Genomic DNA, 14,245 nt, shown 5'->3' with positions numbered 1-14,245 from the left:
GGTGGAAAAATGAATAATAAAAAATTGAAACTCTTAGTACTGAACGGTTTAATTGCCGCCTGTTATGTAGTCATCACTGCCTTGTTCTCCAGTTTTTCTTTTGGAGTGATTCAAGTTCGAATATCAACTGCTTTGTACCAATTAGTAGCTTTTAATAAACACTTATATTGGGGAATGGTCTTGGGAGTCGTGATTGCTAATTTACTGCTTAGTCCATTTGGCTTATTAGATATTCTGGTTGGACTAGGAGTTACCGGTGGCGGCTTAGCGGTTGCCATTTTGATAAACCAGAAAGTCAAGCGCAGATTTATCAAATCAATCGTTGTTGGCATAAGCGTTTCTTTAGCAATGATTTTTGTTGCAATTGAATTAGTAGCAATTTCTAAAGTTCCTTTTGTCATTACCTATGTATACTTGGTAATTGGTCAACTGATCGCCCAAGTTCTTGGATTGGTGATTCTTTCTTTGATCAATCATAAATTTGACTTGCAAAAGTTGCTAAGCTTTTGATTGCAAAAAATTTAAAATTATTACGAGCGCTGGAAAAATTGATTTTTCCAGCGCTTTAATCTAAATTGAATTACTTATTTAGCGGAATATGATATTCTAAGGATATTAAAGCAGGTGAGGCAATTATGAAAAAAAACAGAAAAGTTATTTTGAGTTTGGTCCTCCTAAATTGGCTCTTACAAACTTTATTTGTACTACTTTTTAAACAGCAGCTACTAACGCCTTTGCCACAACATTTTGGCTTAAATGGCCAGCCAGATGGATGGTTTACTACTGGCACCTCATTAACTAATGCACTAGGTCTACTGTTAATTTTAAATTTTGCAGGGCTAATTTTTGTTAATTTGAAATTCTTAGGCCAAAATCGCTGGGCTATTTTAAATACAGTGGTTGGAAAGCTTTGTTTAAATTGGTTCATTAGTTGGTTTATAGTTACTTGTTGGCTAGTGGAATTTGGTTTTTTTACCTTTGGAGTTGGCTGGTCAGCTAATCTGCAAGTGCTTTTTGATTTGACAATGTTAGTCGGCCTATTCTTTCAAATTAGTCGCAAAAAGCATAAAGAAGTGCGGTGATTAACTTGAAAAATCAGTCAGCAGCAGTTAAACTTGAGCGCGATCTCTATAATCTGATTTTAAATCCAGCGACGCGACAGTGGGAACGCGAACAACTACTGATTGCTAAAAATCAATTGGAAAAAAATTCGCAACAAGCTTGGGAAAACTTAGAGTTGAAATTGCGGCCCTTGGCGATCAGAAACAATTTGACTCCAGATATGACCGACTTTTATACTGAATTGACTGGCCAATCAGTTAATTCAGCAAAGAAGCTTATTCAGCGTCATTATCAGGCAGATTTGCCTGAGCAACAGCGTGCAATTTTTGCTGGTGGCTGTTTTTGGTGTATGGTCGAACCATTTGAATTAAAGCCAGGAGTTATTGCGGTAATTGCTGGCTATACTGGCGGCCAGACAATTGATCCAACTTACGAGCAAGTCAGCAGCCAAGACAGCGGACATGTTGAAGCAGTTGAAATTATTTTTGACCAACGTTATTTAAGTTATCGAGCTTTGCTGGAGTGTTACTGGCAGTTGATCGATCCAACTGATGCTCGAGGACAAATCAACGATCGCGGTCAAAATTACCGAGCACAGATTTTTTATCTTAGTCCGCAACAAAAGTTATTAGCAGAACAAACCAAACTTGCCATCAGCCGTGATTATCGAGAACCAATCGTCGTGCCAATTTTACCAGCAAGTGATTTTTATCCAGCCGAAAACTTTCATCAACGATTTTATCAGAAATATCCTCAGCGTTACCGGCAGTTGAAAGTTGAGCGTAAATTTTTCTTGTTTGGTAAAAGATGGATCGAAAGACTAAAAAAATGAGAAGGTTGAAGAAGTTTATTCTCCAATCTTCTCATTTTGATATTTATGATTAAAAATCAGGTCTGATGAGTAATACTTTGGGTCATCAAACTATCCAAGGATAAAATTCTCTTTTCGTTGACTAATTTAGACTTAGTCCAAAGCTTCTGGACCGGCCACTTATATTTATCGCCACCGCATAAATCCTGTGGTCACAATCTGGCGCGATATGGCAGAAATGAATTGGAAAATTATTGGCAGTAAGTGGGATGTTGCTTTGCATTATGTTTGGATCTTGATTACTTTGCCACATACAAATGTCCGCCAATTGCAAGCTTGGACGCCTGGTCAAACGAATGGGTCGACTCAAGTTAATCGACGATAAGGAAAAGTTGTGATTATGACCGTCCAAAATCCTGCTAGTAGTTTTATTGAAAGCCGCATCTTGACCCTTAAATCAAGCGGGTTTTGAAGTACTATTTGTTGTTAACGATCCTGGCAATCGGCACCGTCTTGCTTGGCGGCGGCTTTGGTGGTGGAGTATTTTAAAATTTTTGACTTTCCGTGATATGCAATGTATATTTTACTTATGGAATATATACATTCCATTGAGTTGATTCTAGATGGGAGGGGTTGAATGGTAAATCGGGTCAAGCTTTTTCGCGTTGAAAAAAACCTTTCTCAGAAAAGACTAGCTGAATTAGTTGGCGTGACGCGCCAAACGATCGGGTTAATTGAAAAAGATCAATATAATCCGACCTTGCATCTATGCTTACAAATCTGTTATCAATTAGATAAAACTCTCGATCAAGTTTTTTGGATCGATCAAGCGGAGGCGCAGAAAATTGAAAAAAGTTAATGATGAACGTTTAAAAATCAAACAGTTAAAAAATATTAAGCTGGCTTTTATTTTTGAAAATAGTTTGATCTTGCTTTATTTGATAATTCAAGCTTGGCAAAGCCAGCAAGTCTTTAAGCAGGTTTTAACCTGGAATAATCCGCTTTGGGTAGTCTTTATTTTGACAATGGCTATCTTAGGAATTTTGGAACAAAATGTGACTGCCGCAATTGATGATCATCCAAAGCTTTCCACCAAAAAATTACTAATCTTTTTGAGCGGACAATTCCTGATTTATAGCTTTTTATGGGCATGGTTGTTTAATTTTCAACGTCTTTGGCTAGCACTGATTTGTGGCGGGGGAGTTGCTTTGGTGGTTACTGGCGTTTTGGCTTATAATAATGTTTACCGCAGTAAACAATAGGAAGGATCGATTACTTTGGTAAAAGTTGCAGTAATTGCTGATGTTCATGGAAATTATACTGCTTTACAGGCAGTTTTAGCGGATGCCAAGCAGCAACAAGTTGATGAATACTTAATTCTAGGTGATATTACCAATCGTGGTCCAGCACCGCAAGAATGTGTTGCCGCACTGCAGGCAGTCAAACCACTCGCTTGGGTGATTGGCAACCACGAGGAAGTCTACCGAAGCCTGTTAAACCATGATTTTGTTAATTTTCAAAATAACGATAAAGCTATCATGGCCGTGGTAACCTCAGCTTTTGATCGCCAACAGTTAGGCAGCCAGGCTTTTCGTTGGCTGGCTGAGCGTCCACTTTGTCAAACCGTAAAAATTAGTGGGGTAGAGGTTCGGGTGTTTCATGCAACACCGAAAAGTTGTCGTGGTCATTTGACCATTCCAACCGCCCCGCAAGAAAACTTTGATGCATTATTAGCTGATTCAACAGCACAAATTGCACTATATGGTCATACGCATCAAAAGTTATTGCGTCAAACTACTGATGGTCGTTACGTGATCAATCCGGGCAGTGTTGGCCAATCAGTTTCACCACAAATAAATTTGGCGGCAGCTCAAGCAGCGTATGTGATCCTAACTTTTGAAAACAAGCGGTTAGCGGATTGTGATTTTAAAAATATTCCTTATGACTCAACTGCCGAAACCTCGGTGGCTGAAAAACGTCAGTTGCCATTTCAGCGACTGTATACTTTTTTATTAGCAACCGGGACTTTCACTTTTACCTCAGCTAATGTTCACAAAGAAAATCAAGCTCATAATTATCCGCTACTGGCTGAACAATTGATTGAAAAAGACAAATGGTAAAGGTTTTATGGAAATAATTAAAAAAATCGTCCAAGACAAAATTTTATGGACTGCAGCAATCGTCGCAAGCTTAAGTTTGATAATCAGCCGACCGCAAGCTAGTGATATCGATTGGCAAACTATTTTTTCATTGGCGGCTTTAATGGCAGTTATTCAAGTTTATGAAAAACTGAACTTGCTATCAAACGGTGCAGCTTACTTAATTTCACGTGCGAATAATCAGCGCCTGTTAATCCAATTGTTGTTGGCACTAACTTTTATTGGTTCAATGTTTTTGACAAACGACGTTGGTATTTTAACAATCGTACCATTATTTGCCATTATCGCTAAACAAGTAAAAATCAAGCCAGTTTTGCCGATTGTCTTGATCAATTTAGCAGCTAATTTAGGTAGTCTAGTCACGCCAATCGGCAATCCGCAGAATTTATTTCTCCTAAAACATTATCAGCTGAATTTGCTTGATTTCATTAAGCTAGCTGGACCAATTACGCTTTTTAGTTTGCTATTGCTTGCAACTTGGTCATGCAAGTTTACTAAAGCTCCAGTGACAGCGCCACAAATGCTTAAATTCAAGTTGCCAATGGTGCAGCTTTGCTTAACGATTATACTGACTGTGCCAATTTTATTGGGAATTTTAGGCTTACTGCCAAGCTGGTTGATGCTGTTTTTGGCCTTGAGCTTGCTCATGCTTATTGATCATCATTTGTTAGCCAAGATTGATTATGGACTTTTGTTGACGTTTATTTGCTTTTTCATTGCTGTCGGTGATCTTAGCCGAGCTGAGCTAGTTAAAAATGCCTTGGACACACTGTTAAATTCATCAGTAGCAGTTTACTTGACCAGCTTAGGCATTAGTCAGCTGATCAGTAATGTGCCAGCTACTATCTTGCTAGCACCATTTAGCCATGCTGTTCGGGCATTATTTTTGGGCGTTAACATCGGTGGCTTAGGGACTCTAATTGCTTCATTGGCTAACTTGCTGGCCTATAAGCAATATTTGTTAAATTTCAAACAAAGATCTGATAATTATTTATTGATTTTTACTAAAGTTAATCTGATCAGCCTGGTGTTTTTAGGAATCGTCGGTTACTTTTTGATTAGGTAAACAAAAAATTAAAAATGAGGTAAAAAAATTGAAAAAAAATCCTTTTTTGCTGACCATTGCAATATGGTTAGGGTTAATGGTTGTCTTTGTTTTATTACACTTTTTTTATTTGTTAGTGCATTTTACTGGGGCAAATCGCATTTTAATCACTGATCCGCTTCTGTTACTCTTGCTGTGGGGGCTTAATCATTTCTTTTTGAAATTTAAAATCAACTTTAACTTTCAGCTTAAATTCCGTCAAATGTGCAGGATTAATAGTTTGCCGTTAATTTTAGCATTTTTGTTTAGCGTTGCAATCATTTCTCAGCGAACTTATACCGCAGCTCATTTCGTTGATTCCGCTTGTTTAGCTTTAGCAGCCGCGGTTTTTGAAGAGTTTTTTTTCCGTGGTATATTACTGAATAATTTTTTGGCTAAAAGTACGAATACTTATCGAAGTTATTTAGCTGCTGTTTTCTTGAGCAGCTTTTTATTTGGGCTGACTCATCTTGTTAATCTGGCTGCCCAATCTTGGTCGGCAACTTTGCTTCAAATGGCGAATGCCTTTGTTTTAGGTATCATGCTGGCTGCTTTATACTTGCGAACTGGGAAGTTAGGCTGGCCAATTTTTTACCACTTTATTTTAGATTTCACCGGTATCTTGTTCAATGGAATCATCACCAAAACGCCAACTGTTCAATCGCTCAAGGAAAGCCTGTTAGTGTTACTGCTTTATTTGTTGACAGGGATTTTTTTGCTGCGAAAAAAACTGTTTACTAGCTGGCAAAGGTGATTTTTACCAAATATTATGATTTGCTTAGCAATTATTATGGTAAGTTGAATCTATTAGCAAATGAAGTAGGTGAAATTTATTTTGAAAAATAAAATGCTGGCAGGGACTTTTTGGATGTCGTTCGGCAGTATTTTTTCGCGTGTGCTGGGCATACTTTATTTAATTCCTTGGCTGTTAATGTTTGGCAGCCAACAAAATCAATATGCCGCTCAGGCCTTATTTAATTCGGCTTACAATGCCTATGCCTTATTTTTAGCTCTTGGAACTTCGGGTTTTCCTACAGCTATTTCACGCAAAATTGCCATTTACAATTCAGAAAATCGGTTTTATGATAGTCGCCACTTATTTAAAGCTGCACTAGCTTTTATGACTATTTCAGGTTTGATCTGTGGTGCATTGTTTTATTTTTTTGCACCTTTAATCGCTGCTCATTCACCAGTTTCTGATACCCAGGCAGCTACTTTAACAATTCGAGCTTTGGTTCCCGCATTAGTTATTTTACCAGTGATGAGTGTGATTCGAGGTTGGTTTCAAGGCAACCAGGATTTAAAACCATTTGGAATCTCACAATTATTTGAACAATTGGCGCGAATCATTTTTATCATGTTAATGACTTATTTGTCATTCAATCTATTACGTCAGTCACTGGCTGTAGCCGTTGCTTGGAGTACTTTTGCGGCTTTTGTTGGGGCAGTTGTGAGTTTGGTTTATTTATGGCATTATTATCAGCGAAAAAAGTCACTTTACCAACATCAGTTGCAAGTAAGTCTGCCAGCTGGCAAATTGAAGATCAAACAGCTTTTTTGGCAAATTATTCAAGAAGCTTTGCCGTTTGTTTATGTTGGCTCGGGCATTACTTTGGGACAGTTGATCGATCAATTTACTTTTAAATCAATCATGCAACACAGTACAAATTTTGATTTGACCAAGATTCAAAATTTGTTTACTTTGTTTTCCGCTAATCCAACCAAAATTACTACTGTTATTATTTCGCTAGCTATGGCTATTTCAGGAACGACACTGCCGCTTTTGGCCAGTTCTCAAACAAATCATCAAAAAGCTACTGCTGTGATCCAAGATAACTTTCGATTGTTGTTTGGCCTTTTAGCACCAGCAACAATAATCCTGGCACTTTTAGCCGGGCAGATTAATACGATCTTTTTCGGCTATAATGCCCATGGTGGCTGGTTGTTATTCTGGTCAATTTTGATGACCTTTATTCAAGCTGTCTTTACCGATGTCTTTACAATGGTCCAATCGTTAGGTAAGCATCGGCTGGCAGTTACCTTATTAACAATTACGTTGATTTTAAAACTGGTTTTGCAGTATCCATTAGTTTACTTTTTCCATGATTATGGTGCTTTGTTGGCGACAGCGCTTGCATTTGCAGTGACCCTGGGCTATTGTTTGAAGTATTTAATGGATTATAGTCAAACTAAAAAACTTAGCCAATTTGCAGATTTGGGCCTTTTAACTAAAGTAAATCTGATTTTTGCCTTTGTTGCAAGTATTTTATTTGCAGCACTCAAATGGTTGCCATTAGGAGAGGAGCGTTTGGATTGTTTATTCTTCTCGATGATCTTTGGGATTCCAGCGCTTTTACTTTATCTCGGCTTAGCTTATTGGTATGGTCTGCCACAAATTGTTTTAAAGCTCAATTGGAAGAAAAAAAGTTACAAGCATTTTTGATTTTGTCTTGACAAGGTGGACAACTTGGGTCGACAATGAAGTTGCTTATTTTTAATAAATAAATTTTGTAAGGCTTATTAATGACACAAGGAGGATCTTGTTAATGTCAGTTTTTACAGCATATAATCAAGAAGAAATTATTGATGAATTAAAAAAACAGGCACCGCATGCCGAGATTCATTTAGATGATGAAATCACAGCTAAACATGTTGCTAACGGTAAGGCCGAATCGACAATCGATGGTCGAGTTTTGGCTTATGTTGCTGTTGGGGATAAAGATGATATTCGTGGCGTTTTAAAAACCGCAACCAAGTTTCATTTACCAGTTGTTCCGCAAACGGCTGATACCAGTACAGTAATTGGTGCTGACGGGCTCAATGGTGGAATTATTTTGTCGCTTGCTCGAATGAATAAAATTCTTGAAGTTAATGAAGATGATTTATTAGCCGTCGTTGAACCTGGAGTCATTAATCAGGACTTGGATCAAGCTGCTCGCCAGCATGGTTTATTTTATGCACCAGATCCCGCTTCCAAACCAATTTCTTCGATTGGCGGCAATGTTTCCACTAATGCTGGTGGTCTTAGTGGCATCAAATATGGTGCCACTAAGGATTCAGTTCTCGGTTTGAAGGTTATGTTGGCCAATGGCAAGGAAATCAAAGTCGGCGGTCGGACGACCAAACAGGCTTTTGGCTATAATTTGACCCAGTTATTTGTTGGTTCTGAAGGAACTTTAGGAATCGTTACTGAAATTACACTTCGTTTATTCCCAATTCCAATTGGTAAAAAGATTTACGGAGTAGCCTTTTTTGATAATATGTCGAAATTAGCTGAAGGGGTCCATGCTTTAAGAATTTCAGGTCTTTATCCATCAATGCTCGAAGGCCTTGATGGTAAAACTGTTCAAGCTCTTGATCAATATAAACAAACTCATTACGCTAAATCAGCCAGTTCATCGATGTTGATTTTTATGTTCGATGATGCTGGTGAGATTCAACTGAACATGTCGCAAAAAATTTTGCAGGACAAGGGGGCTTGGAAAATTCAAGTCACTGATGATCCAACTAAAGGTGAAAAGTTGATTCAGTTACGGCGGGATATGCTACCAGCAGTTTTCGCAAATGGCAAATATTATATTATGGAAGATATGGCCGTTCCATCATCCAAATTAGCTGAAATGGCCGATTATATCGTTCAAGTCGGCGAGCAATTGCAAGTTAACATTTATACTGCCGGTCATGCTGGTGATGGCAATCTGCATCCAACTTTGCTTTGGAACGATCAGCCACAAGCACCGGCTAATGTGATCGAAGCAACTCGACGCTTGTTCCACAAAGCCTTGGCATTGGGTGGAACGATTTCTGGTGAACATGCAGTTGGAATGTCTAAAAATCAATGGAATAATGAAGAGTTGGGTGAAGATGTTGATGTTTTACAGCATCAAATCAAAGCTTTATTTGATCCAATGAATATTTTAAATCCAAAACGGAAAATCAACTAAACTAATGACATCTTTAAACTGAAATTAATGACAAAAAAGTAGCTATCAAAACCGATCGATGCTAAAATGATAGTGTCTTAAAGTACTTCCTATTAAGGAGGTGATGGAAAAAATTGAATTCATTTCCCAGTCGTTTAAAGTATAAGTGCGAAAGGAAGTGATCCATTTATCTACTAATTATATAAGTTTTAACGGTGACCGAATAGATAATGGAAGGGGGAGGTCAAATCTTTTCCCAGTATTCAATTAAGTTTTCCATGTTAGAGTTAATTTTAGGTATTGATGGTTAAACTAGTTTAAAAAATCAGAGCTGCTGGCAGAAATGTCAGTGGCTTTTTATTTGATGAATTTATACTTTAAAATGTTGCACCTAATTTGAAAATTCAAGAAAAAATCCTTATAAATTAATTTTTTTGTTTCTTTTAATGTTAGAATGGTTATAAAATAGTAGTAGTAACTGTTTTTTGTTTACGATTTTAACCGAAACGATTGAGGAGTATTTTCGATGAAAAAATTTCAGTATTTAAGTATCGAAGTTTTAATTTCAATTATGATATTATTGACAATTGTTTTATTTGTTTTTTCACAGAAAACACTGGTTAATGATTTTCTGCCAATGGCCTGTTTGATGATGCTAGGTGTCGTTGGCGGTTTTATTTTACCAAATGTTTTATTGACGTGGTGCATATTTTTTTCAATCGTAATTGGTGCTTCCCTAATGATGATTGGGATAATCTATTTACCGATTATTGAAAGAATCATTTTGATTTTTGTTTTCCCGATCTATGGCTTTTTAACGTTAAACCTCAAGTATTTGATTGGTGTTCGCTTTTCAGCGTTATCAGACAAAAATAATGTAATCAATTATATTGAGCATGTTAGTTCTGTCACTAAACTTAAAAATCGTGAAAATGCTGCCAACAACTACCGTCACTACTGGCAGGCGTTTGATCGGATAAAAAGCAATCAGCTTGCTTTCAGCATTACCTGTATCAACTGGGCTCACAGTGAACAGTTTCAGCAAATCAATAGTCAAGCATATATAACTACTTTGAAACAAATTGCTGACAGTTTAAAAAGAATCCGGATACCTAGTGAAAATATTTATTACTTAGATGATGGAAATTTCTTAATTATTTCGCCTATTTTTGACAAGATGACTCATGATAAGTTAAATCAATTAACTAAGAATCATTTATCTGAGATTCAATTTAATGATGCCAATATCAAACATCAATTGCAATACAAATTTGCTTTTGAATATATCAATAATAAAAACAAGCAGAAATTTGCAAATTTTGATAAAATAGAACGAAATTTAAAACGACAATTAGAAGCTGACATTATTAAAGAATACCAATAAGTAAATTTTTATGTTTTTGATTTTAGGAGATTGGAGAGGATGTAATGGATCTGACAAGTGCTTTTTTTATGATTGCTTTGATCATTACTGGAATTTTTGTGATGATCACTTTGATTTTATTTATCTGCTACCTAGTTATTTTTTTTCGTGTCAATAAAAACTTTGGGAAGGTGAAGAAATGATAAGTCAGGTCTTAATGATCATCACCTTAATTTCAATTTGGCTATCTTTAATCATGGAATTAGTTGTAATTTCATCAGCTACCCATTTTTGGTTGGGAAAGAGCCAGGAGGCAACAACCATCAAAAAATTGGCGAGATATCCATTAATTACGATCGTTGTTCCAGCCCACAACGAGGAAATTGTTATCTCTCAGACTATTAAAGCTATTTTAAATTTAAATTATCCAGCTGATAAAATCGAGTTATTATTGTTTGCGGATAATTGTCAAGATGATACTTATCAAATCATGCAACAGGTTAAGAATCTGCCAGAGTATCATGCAAGAAAAATTCAACTGATCAGGCGCCAAGGAACAGGTGGAAAAGCAGGGGTACTAAATGATGCTTTAAAACTTGCTCATGGTGAATATCTTGGTGTTTATGATGCCGATGCGATTCCTGAAAAAAACGCGCTCTACTTTTTAGTTGCCAAAGTTTTGGAAGATCCATCCAGACAAATGGCAGCTTTTGGACGGAATAAAACACGCAATGCCAGACAAAACTTTTTGACAAAATGTATCAATCAGGAAATTGTGGTAACCCAAAGAATTCAGCATGTTGGTTTATGGAATTTATTTAAGATTGGCCGGATACCGGGAACTAATTTTATTATCAATCGGCAATTTGTTGAAAAAATTGGTGGTTGGCAAAATGGAGCATTAACTGAAGACACTGATATTTCGTTTAAAATTATGCAAAGTGGGAAATTGATCGCGCTAGCTTATAATTCAGAGGCATTTCAACAAGAACCCGAATCACTAAAGGCATACTATTATCAGCGAAAACGTTGGGCTAAAGGCAATTACGAGGTTGTAATCAGTAATTTTAAGCATCTTTTCGATCTCAGTAATTGGCGTGTTAAATTAGAAACTTTTTACTATGTTTGTACTTTTTTCTGGTTTAATGCTGCAATCATCTTATCCGACTTTATTTTTTTGGTGAATGTGGTTTTTCTACTAATTGGTATTTTTATACCTGATATAGTGCTCCCATTCACTTTTTCTGCCAGTAATATATATATTGCCCAGCTCTTATTATTTAATTGGATGATTATGATTTTACTTTACTTATTGCAAATCAGTCTTGCAATGGCTACACAGTTTGGACAAATGACTAGTGAACAGATTTGGTTAGCGTTAGCATCATATTTTACCTACACTCAGCTTTTTATAGTTGTTTCAGTCACAGCAGTTACTTCGGTGACAATTGATAAACTATTTCATCGCCAGGGAAATAATTGGGTTAAAACTAAAAGGTTTAATGATTAAATGAGGGTAAGTTATGCGTAAAAATGCTTTATTTATGATTATATTTGTCACCATTTTAACATTTTCAAGTGGAATTTTACTACTTGTTCGCAAAGAAAGCTCTAAAACTATCAAAACCTCACTGCTTAAACAGTGGGATCGAAAATTTATTAAGACAGATCTAAAAAAGAGTTTTGTTGTTTCAAGGAAAAATCATCACCAATTGACCGTCCTTTCGGAAAGTCAAGGTTATGGGATGCTAATTGCTGCCAATGAAGGGCTAGAAAAAATTCATCCGATTCAAGCAAAAAAGCAGTTTCAGCAACTTGATAATTATTATTTAGCTAATCGATATGGCAGAACTAACTTAATGTCATGGAAGCAAGTTATTTATTTTAAAAAACATAAGCTAAAGAAGTTTAAAAATAATGCAACTGATGGCGATCTTTATTTAGCTTATTCACTAATTCAAGCTGCTAAAGCATGGCCGCAAAATGCAGCCTCTTATCGACGGCAAGCAAAGTTGATCCTTCAGGACATTTTGAAATACGATTACAATCCACAAGACGGTTTGTTAACAGTTGGAAATTGGGCAACATCTGATAAAAAAGCCCGAAATTTATTACGAACATCAGATGTCTTGCCTAAACAATTCACCGCCTTTTACCACTTGACCGGCAATCGTATTTGGTTAAAAATCAAGCAACGAATGCTAGCCACATTATTAGCTCTTAGTCAACAGCATAAGACTGGCTTGCTTCCAGATTTTGCTTGGGTCAATTCAAAAGAACCAGTTGCTGTTGCTCCGAAAACTGTTAGCTCGAAATATGATGGTGCATATTATTATAATGCTTGTCGCTTGCCATATAACCTTGCGCAAAGCTCAGATTCCCAAAGTCAAAGAATCTTAAATAAAATGATGAAATTTTTTATGCAAAAAAAGTACATTAGTGGTGGCTATCACTTGAATGGTCAAAAACTAAATGATTATCAATCAGCTAGTTTTGGAGCACCAATTTTTTATGCAGCTTTAAATAATCAAAAATATAATAAACTGATTCAACAAGAAAAATATATCTTTATGCAAAAGCTAATGTCAAATAACTATTACCAATCGGCACTGATTGTTCTAACGTTGTTTAATCCAAACTTTAAGTAAATTAAGGAGTAATTGATCAGTTCTAAGAAAACATTTAATGTAGAATGCAAAATTTATAATTTAATTGATCATTCTGCTTATCTAGTGATTGGAGTTTTGGTGATGGTTAATCAAGTATGCCTTTAGATTTGATTTTTATGAAACTAATCAACATACTCTGCATTTATAAAAATCGTCTTTTAAGTTGAAGGAATGAAATATTATTCAATTTCTGATCATGAACAAGATAGATAAATAGCATTTTAAAAATAGTAAAAAAAACAAAGCTGTTATTTAAATTAAACAAATCATTTTGCTGTCAGGTAAATTTTTGCTAGACTAAAAGCAAAAAAATTGTAGGAGGCAATCATGAAATCAAAGGTCTCTTGATTTAAATGGTCAACTGCCTTGATTGTGATTCCGGTGTTAGTATTTTTTCCGGAATTATTTCAAAAAACGTCGACAGTTGATTCTAGCGGATCAAACCTAGCAACTTGGCAACAAGTTATTGAAGCTGGTTTAATCTATCTTCCGCTTTTCTTGTTGGCCATTTTTATTGGTCGGATCGAACTTTAAAAGGGGGATGGTACCGCTGGAAACAGCATTTTCTAAAGCGCTGTTTGTTGGCAGTATTGACGGTCATCATTACGTTTGTCGTTTTGCTCCCGTTTGCAAAAATATCTCAAATAGTTTGCTGCAGGGTTTCACCGAAGAGACCGTTTATTTTGTTAAAACCGTTTATGGGGTCATCCCTGGTCGTAAGCCATGATGTCGTTGATCGCTAATTTAATTTTTGCTTTAGTGCACATTAATAATGTAGACTGGAACTTGCCCGAATTCTTATGTATTTTGTTATGGGCGTCACTTTCCAAGTAGTTTACTTGATTGCCAAAAAGAATATTTGGCAAAATATCATCACTCACTTGCTTTATAATGGTGCAATAACTGGTTTGGGCATTTTAGGGATTTTGCTGCAAAGCTTTATTAAATAAAAATCATTAAGAAGAGGTCGGGACGTGAAGTTGATATTTTTAATTTTTACTGTTAGTTTGGGTGGTTTTAGTGACAGCTGGAAACTTTGTTAAAAAGGGTTCTTTTTCAAGTAGTACTGATAAATAAAATTGCTTAACTTGCAATTTCAATTGGTATAGCTGAATTATTAAGCTATCTGTTCTGCGGAATGGATGGCTTTTTTGATGTAATAATGATAATTTAA

At 36.1% G+C, this 14,245-nt stretch carries 18 protein-coding genes and 1 pseudogene; 18 read left to right on the top strand and 1 reads right to left on the bottom strand.

Annotation, left to right across the window (positions count from 1 at the left end; all coding sequences use genetic code 11):
- Positions 1-9: 9 nt before the first annotated feature.
- The 18 genes and pseudogenes from KH893_RS07955 (at position 10) to KH893_RS07870 (ending at position 14,021) form a co-directional block, all read left to right on the top strand.
- Positions 10-510 carry a QueT transporter family protein gene (locus KH893_RS07955; RefSeq protein ID WP_281165621.1) on the top strand — a complete coding sequence of 167 codons (501 nt, stop codon included), beginning with the start codon at positions 10-12 and terminating at the stop codon, positions 508-510.
- Positions 511-635: 125 nt separating this feature from the next.
- Complete coding sequence (locus KH893_RS07950; RefSeq protein WP_281165620.1) at positions 636-1,082, top strand: hypothetical protein; 447 nt, start codon at positions 636-638, stop codon at positions 1,080-1,082.
- The gene (gene msrA, locus KH893_RS07945) at positions 1,079-1,894 is read left to right on the top strand and encodes a peptide-methionine (S)-S-oxide reductase MsrA (RefSeq protein WP_281165619.1); all 816 of its coding nucleotides are present in this window, start codon (positions 1,079-1,081) and stop codon (positions 1,892-1,894) included. Before KH893_RS07950 ends, msrA begins: the two co-directional genes overlap by 4 nt.
- 157 nt (positions 1,895-2,051) lie before the next feature.
- Positions 2,052-2,258 (top strand): annotated as a pseudogene (locus KH893_RS07940) (DUF2207 domain-containing protein); the annotation flags it as partial.
- 252 nt (positions 2,259-2,510) lie between these two features.
- Positions 2,511-2,732 carry a helix-turn-helix transcriptional regulator gene (locus KH893_RS07935; RefSeq protein WP_281165618.1) on the top strand — a complete coding sequence of 74 codons (222 nt, stop codon included), beginning with the start codon at positions 2,511-2,513 and terminating at the stop codon, positions 2,730-2,732.
- The gene (locus KH893_RS07930) at positions 2,719-3,135 is read left to right on the top strand and encodes a hypothetical protein (protein ID WP_281165617.1); all 417 of its coding nucleotides are present in this window, start codon (positions 2,719-2,721) and stop codon (positions 3,133-3,135) included. Before KH893_RS07935 ends, KH893_RS07930 begins: the two co-directional genes overlap by 14 nt.
- Before the next feature lie 15 nt (positions 3,136-3,150).
- A complete protein-coding gene (locus KH893_RS07925) occupies positions 3,151-3,993 on the top strand; it encodes a metallophosphoesterase family protein (RefSeq protein WP_281165616.1) in 843 nt (280 codons plus the stop codon).
- Positions 3,974-5,098 carry an SLC13 family permease gene (locus tag KH893_RS07920; protein ID WP_281165615.1) on the top strand — a complete coding sequence of 375 codons (1,125 nt, stop codon included), beginning with the start codon at positions 3,974-3,976 and terminating at the stop codon, positions 5,096-5,098. Before KH893_RS07925 ends, KH893_RS07920 begins: the two co-directional genes overlap by 20 nt.
- A 259-nt stretch (positions 5,099-5,357) precedes the next feature.
- A complete protein-coding gene (locus KH893_RS07915; protein WP_281165614.1) occupies positions 5,358-5,870 on the top strand; it encodes a CPBP family intramembrane glutamic endopeptidase in 513 nt (170 codons plus the stop codon).
- 81 nt (positions 5,871-5,951) lie between these two features.
- The gene (locus KH893_RS07910; protein ID WP_281165613.1) at positions 5,952-7,559 is read left to right on the top strand and encodes a putative polysaccharide biosynthesis protein; all 1,608 of its coding nucleotides are present in this window, start codon (positions 5,952-5,954) and stop codon (positions 7,557-7,559) included.
- Positions 7,560-7,662: 103 nt separating this feature from the next.
- Positions 7,663-9,060 (top strand): FAD-binding oxidoreductase, encoded by a 1,398-nt coding sequence (locus KH893_RS07905; RefSeq protein WP_281165612.1) that lies wholly within the window; start codon positions 7,663-7,665, stop codon positions 9,058-9,060.
- A gap of 505 nt (positions 9,061-9,565) precedes the next feature.
- Complete coding sequence (locus KH893_RS07900) at positions 9,566-10,423, top strand: hypothetical protein (protein WP_281165611.1); 858 nt, start codon at positions 9,566-9,568, stop codon at positions 10,421-10,423.
- 44 nt (positions 10,424-10,467) lie between these two features.
- Positions 10,468-10,605, top strand: a complete 138-nt coding sequence (locus tag KH893_RS07895) for a hypothetical protein (protein WP_281165610.1) — start codon at positions 10,468-10,470, stop codon at positions 10,603-10,605.
- Positions 10,602-11,912, top strand: coding sequence for a glycosyltransferase family 2 protein (locus KH893_RS07890; RefSeq protein WP_281165609.1), 1,311 nt, complete (start codon positions 10,602-10,604; stop codon positions 11,910-11,912). Before KH893_RS07895 ends, KH893_RS07890 begins: the two co-directional genes overlap by 4 nt.
- A 13-nt stretch (positions 11,913-11,925) precedes the next feature.
- Positions 11,926-13,050 (top strand): glycosyl hydrolase family 8, encoded by a 1,125-nt coding sequence (locus tag KH893_RS07885; RefSeq protein WP_281165608.1) that lies wholly within the window; start codon positions 11,926-11,928, stop codon positions 13,048-13,050.
- Positions 13,051-13,452: 402 nt separating this feature from the next.
- Positions 13,453-13,605: a hypothetical protein gene (locus tag KH893_RS07880; protein ID WP_281165607.1), complete on the top strand. Its 153-nt coding sequence runs from the start codon at positions 13,453-13,455 to the stop codon at positions 13,603-13,605.
- A 7-nt stretch (positions 13,606-13,612) separates the two neighbouring features.
- Positions 13,613-13,798, top strand: a complete 186-nt coding sequence (locus KH893_RS07875) for a hypothetical protein (protein WP_281165606.1) — start codon at positions 13,613-13,615, stop codon at positions 13,796-13,798.
- A gap of 73 nt (positions 13,799-13,871) precedes the next feature.
- Entirely contained in the window at positions 13,872-14,021 is a 150-nt protein-coding gene (locus tag KH893_RS07870) for a hypothetical protein (protein WP_281165605.1), read from the top strand.
- 39 nt (positions 14,022-14,060) lie between these two features.
- Here KH893_RS07870 and KH893_RS07865 read toward each other — a convergent pair.
- A partial coding sequence (locus tag KH893_RS07865; RefSeq protein ID WP_281165604.1) for a hypothetical protein occupies positions 14,061-14,245 on the bottom strand: 185 nt, incomplete at its 5' end.

Origin of the sequence: Liquorilactobacillus sicerae, from assembly GCF_029916425.1 — a bacterium.
In the GTDB taxonomy this organism is placed as follows: Bacteria; Bacillota; Bacilli; order Lactobacillales; family Lactobacillaceae; genus Liquorilactobacillus; species Liquorilactobacillus sicerae.
This window is presented reverse-complemented; position numbering and strand designations above follow the sequence as displayed.

Bases quoted from the DNA above. Each gene is read 5' to 3' on its own strand.
- KH893_RS07955 (WP_281165621.1), top strand. From the start codon at position 10: ATGAATAATAAAAAATTGAAACTCTTAGTACTGAACGGTTTAATTGCC.
- KH893_RS07950 (WP_281165620.1), top strand. From the start codon at position 636: ATGAAAAAAAACAGAAAAGTTATTTTGAGTTTGGTCCTCCTAAATTGG.
- KH893_RS07935 (WP_281165618.1), top strand. From the start codon at position 2,511: ATGGTAAATCGGGTCAAGCTTTTTCGCGTTGAAAAAAACCTTTCTCAG.
- KH893_RS07905 (WP_281165612.1), top strand. From the start codon at position 7,663: ATGTCAGTTTTTACAGCATATAATCAAGAAGAAATTATTGATGAATTA.
- KH893_RS07900 (WP_281165611.1), top strand. From the start codon at position 9,566: ATGAAAAAATTTCAGTATTTAAGTATCGAAGTTTTAATTTCAATTATG.
- KH893_RS07895 (WP_281165610.1), top strand. From the start codon at position 10,468: ATGGATCTGACAAGTGCTTTTTTTATGATTGCTTTGATCATTACTGGA.
- KH893_RS07890 (WP_281165609.1), top strand. From the start codon at position 10,602: ATGATAAGTCAGGTCTTAATGATCATCACCTTAATTTCAATTTGGCTA.
- KH893_RS07885 (WP_281165608.1), top strand. From the start codon at position 11,926: ATGCGTAAAAATGCTTTATTTATGATTATATTTGTCACCATTTTAACA.
- KH893_RS07875 (WP_281165606.1), top strand. From the start codon at position 13,613: ATGGTACCGCTGGAAACAGCATTTTCTAAAGCGCTGTTTGTTGGCAGT.
- KH893_RS07870 (WP_281165605.1), top strand. From the start codon at position 13,872: ATGTATTTTGTTATGGGCGTCACTTTCCAAGTAGTTTACTTGATTGCC.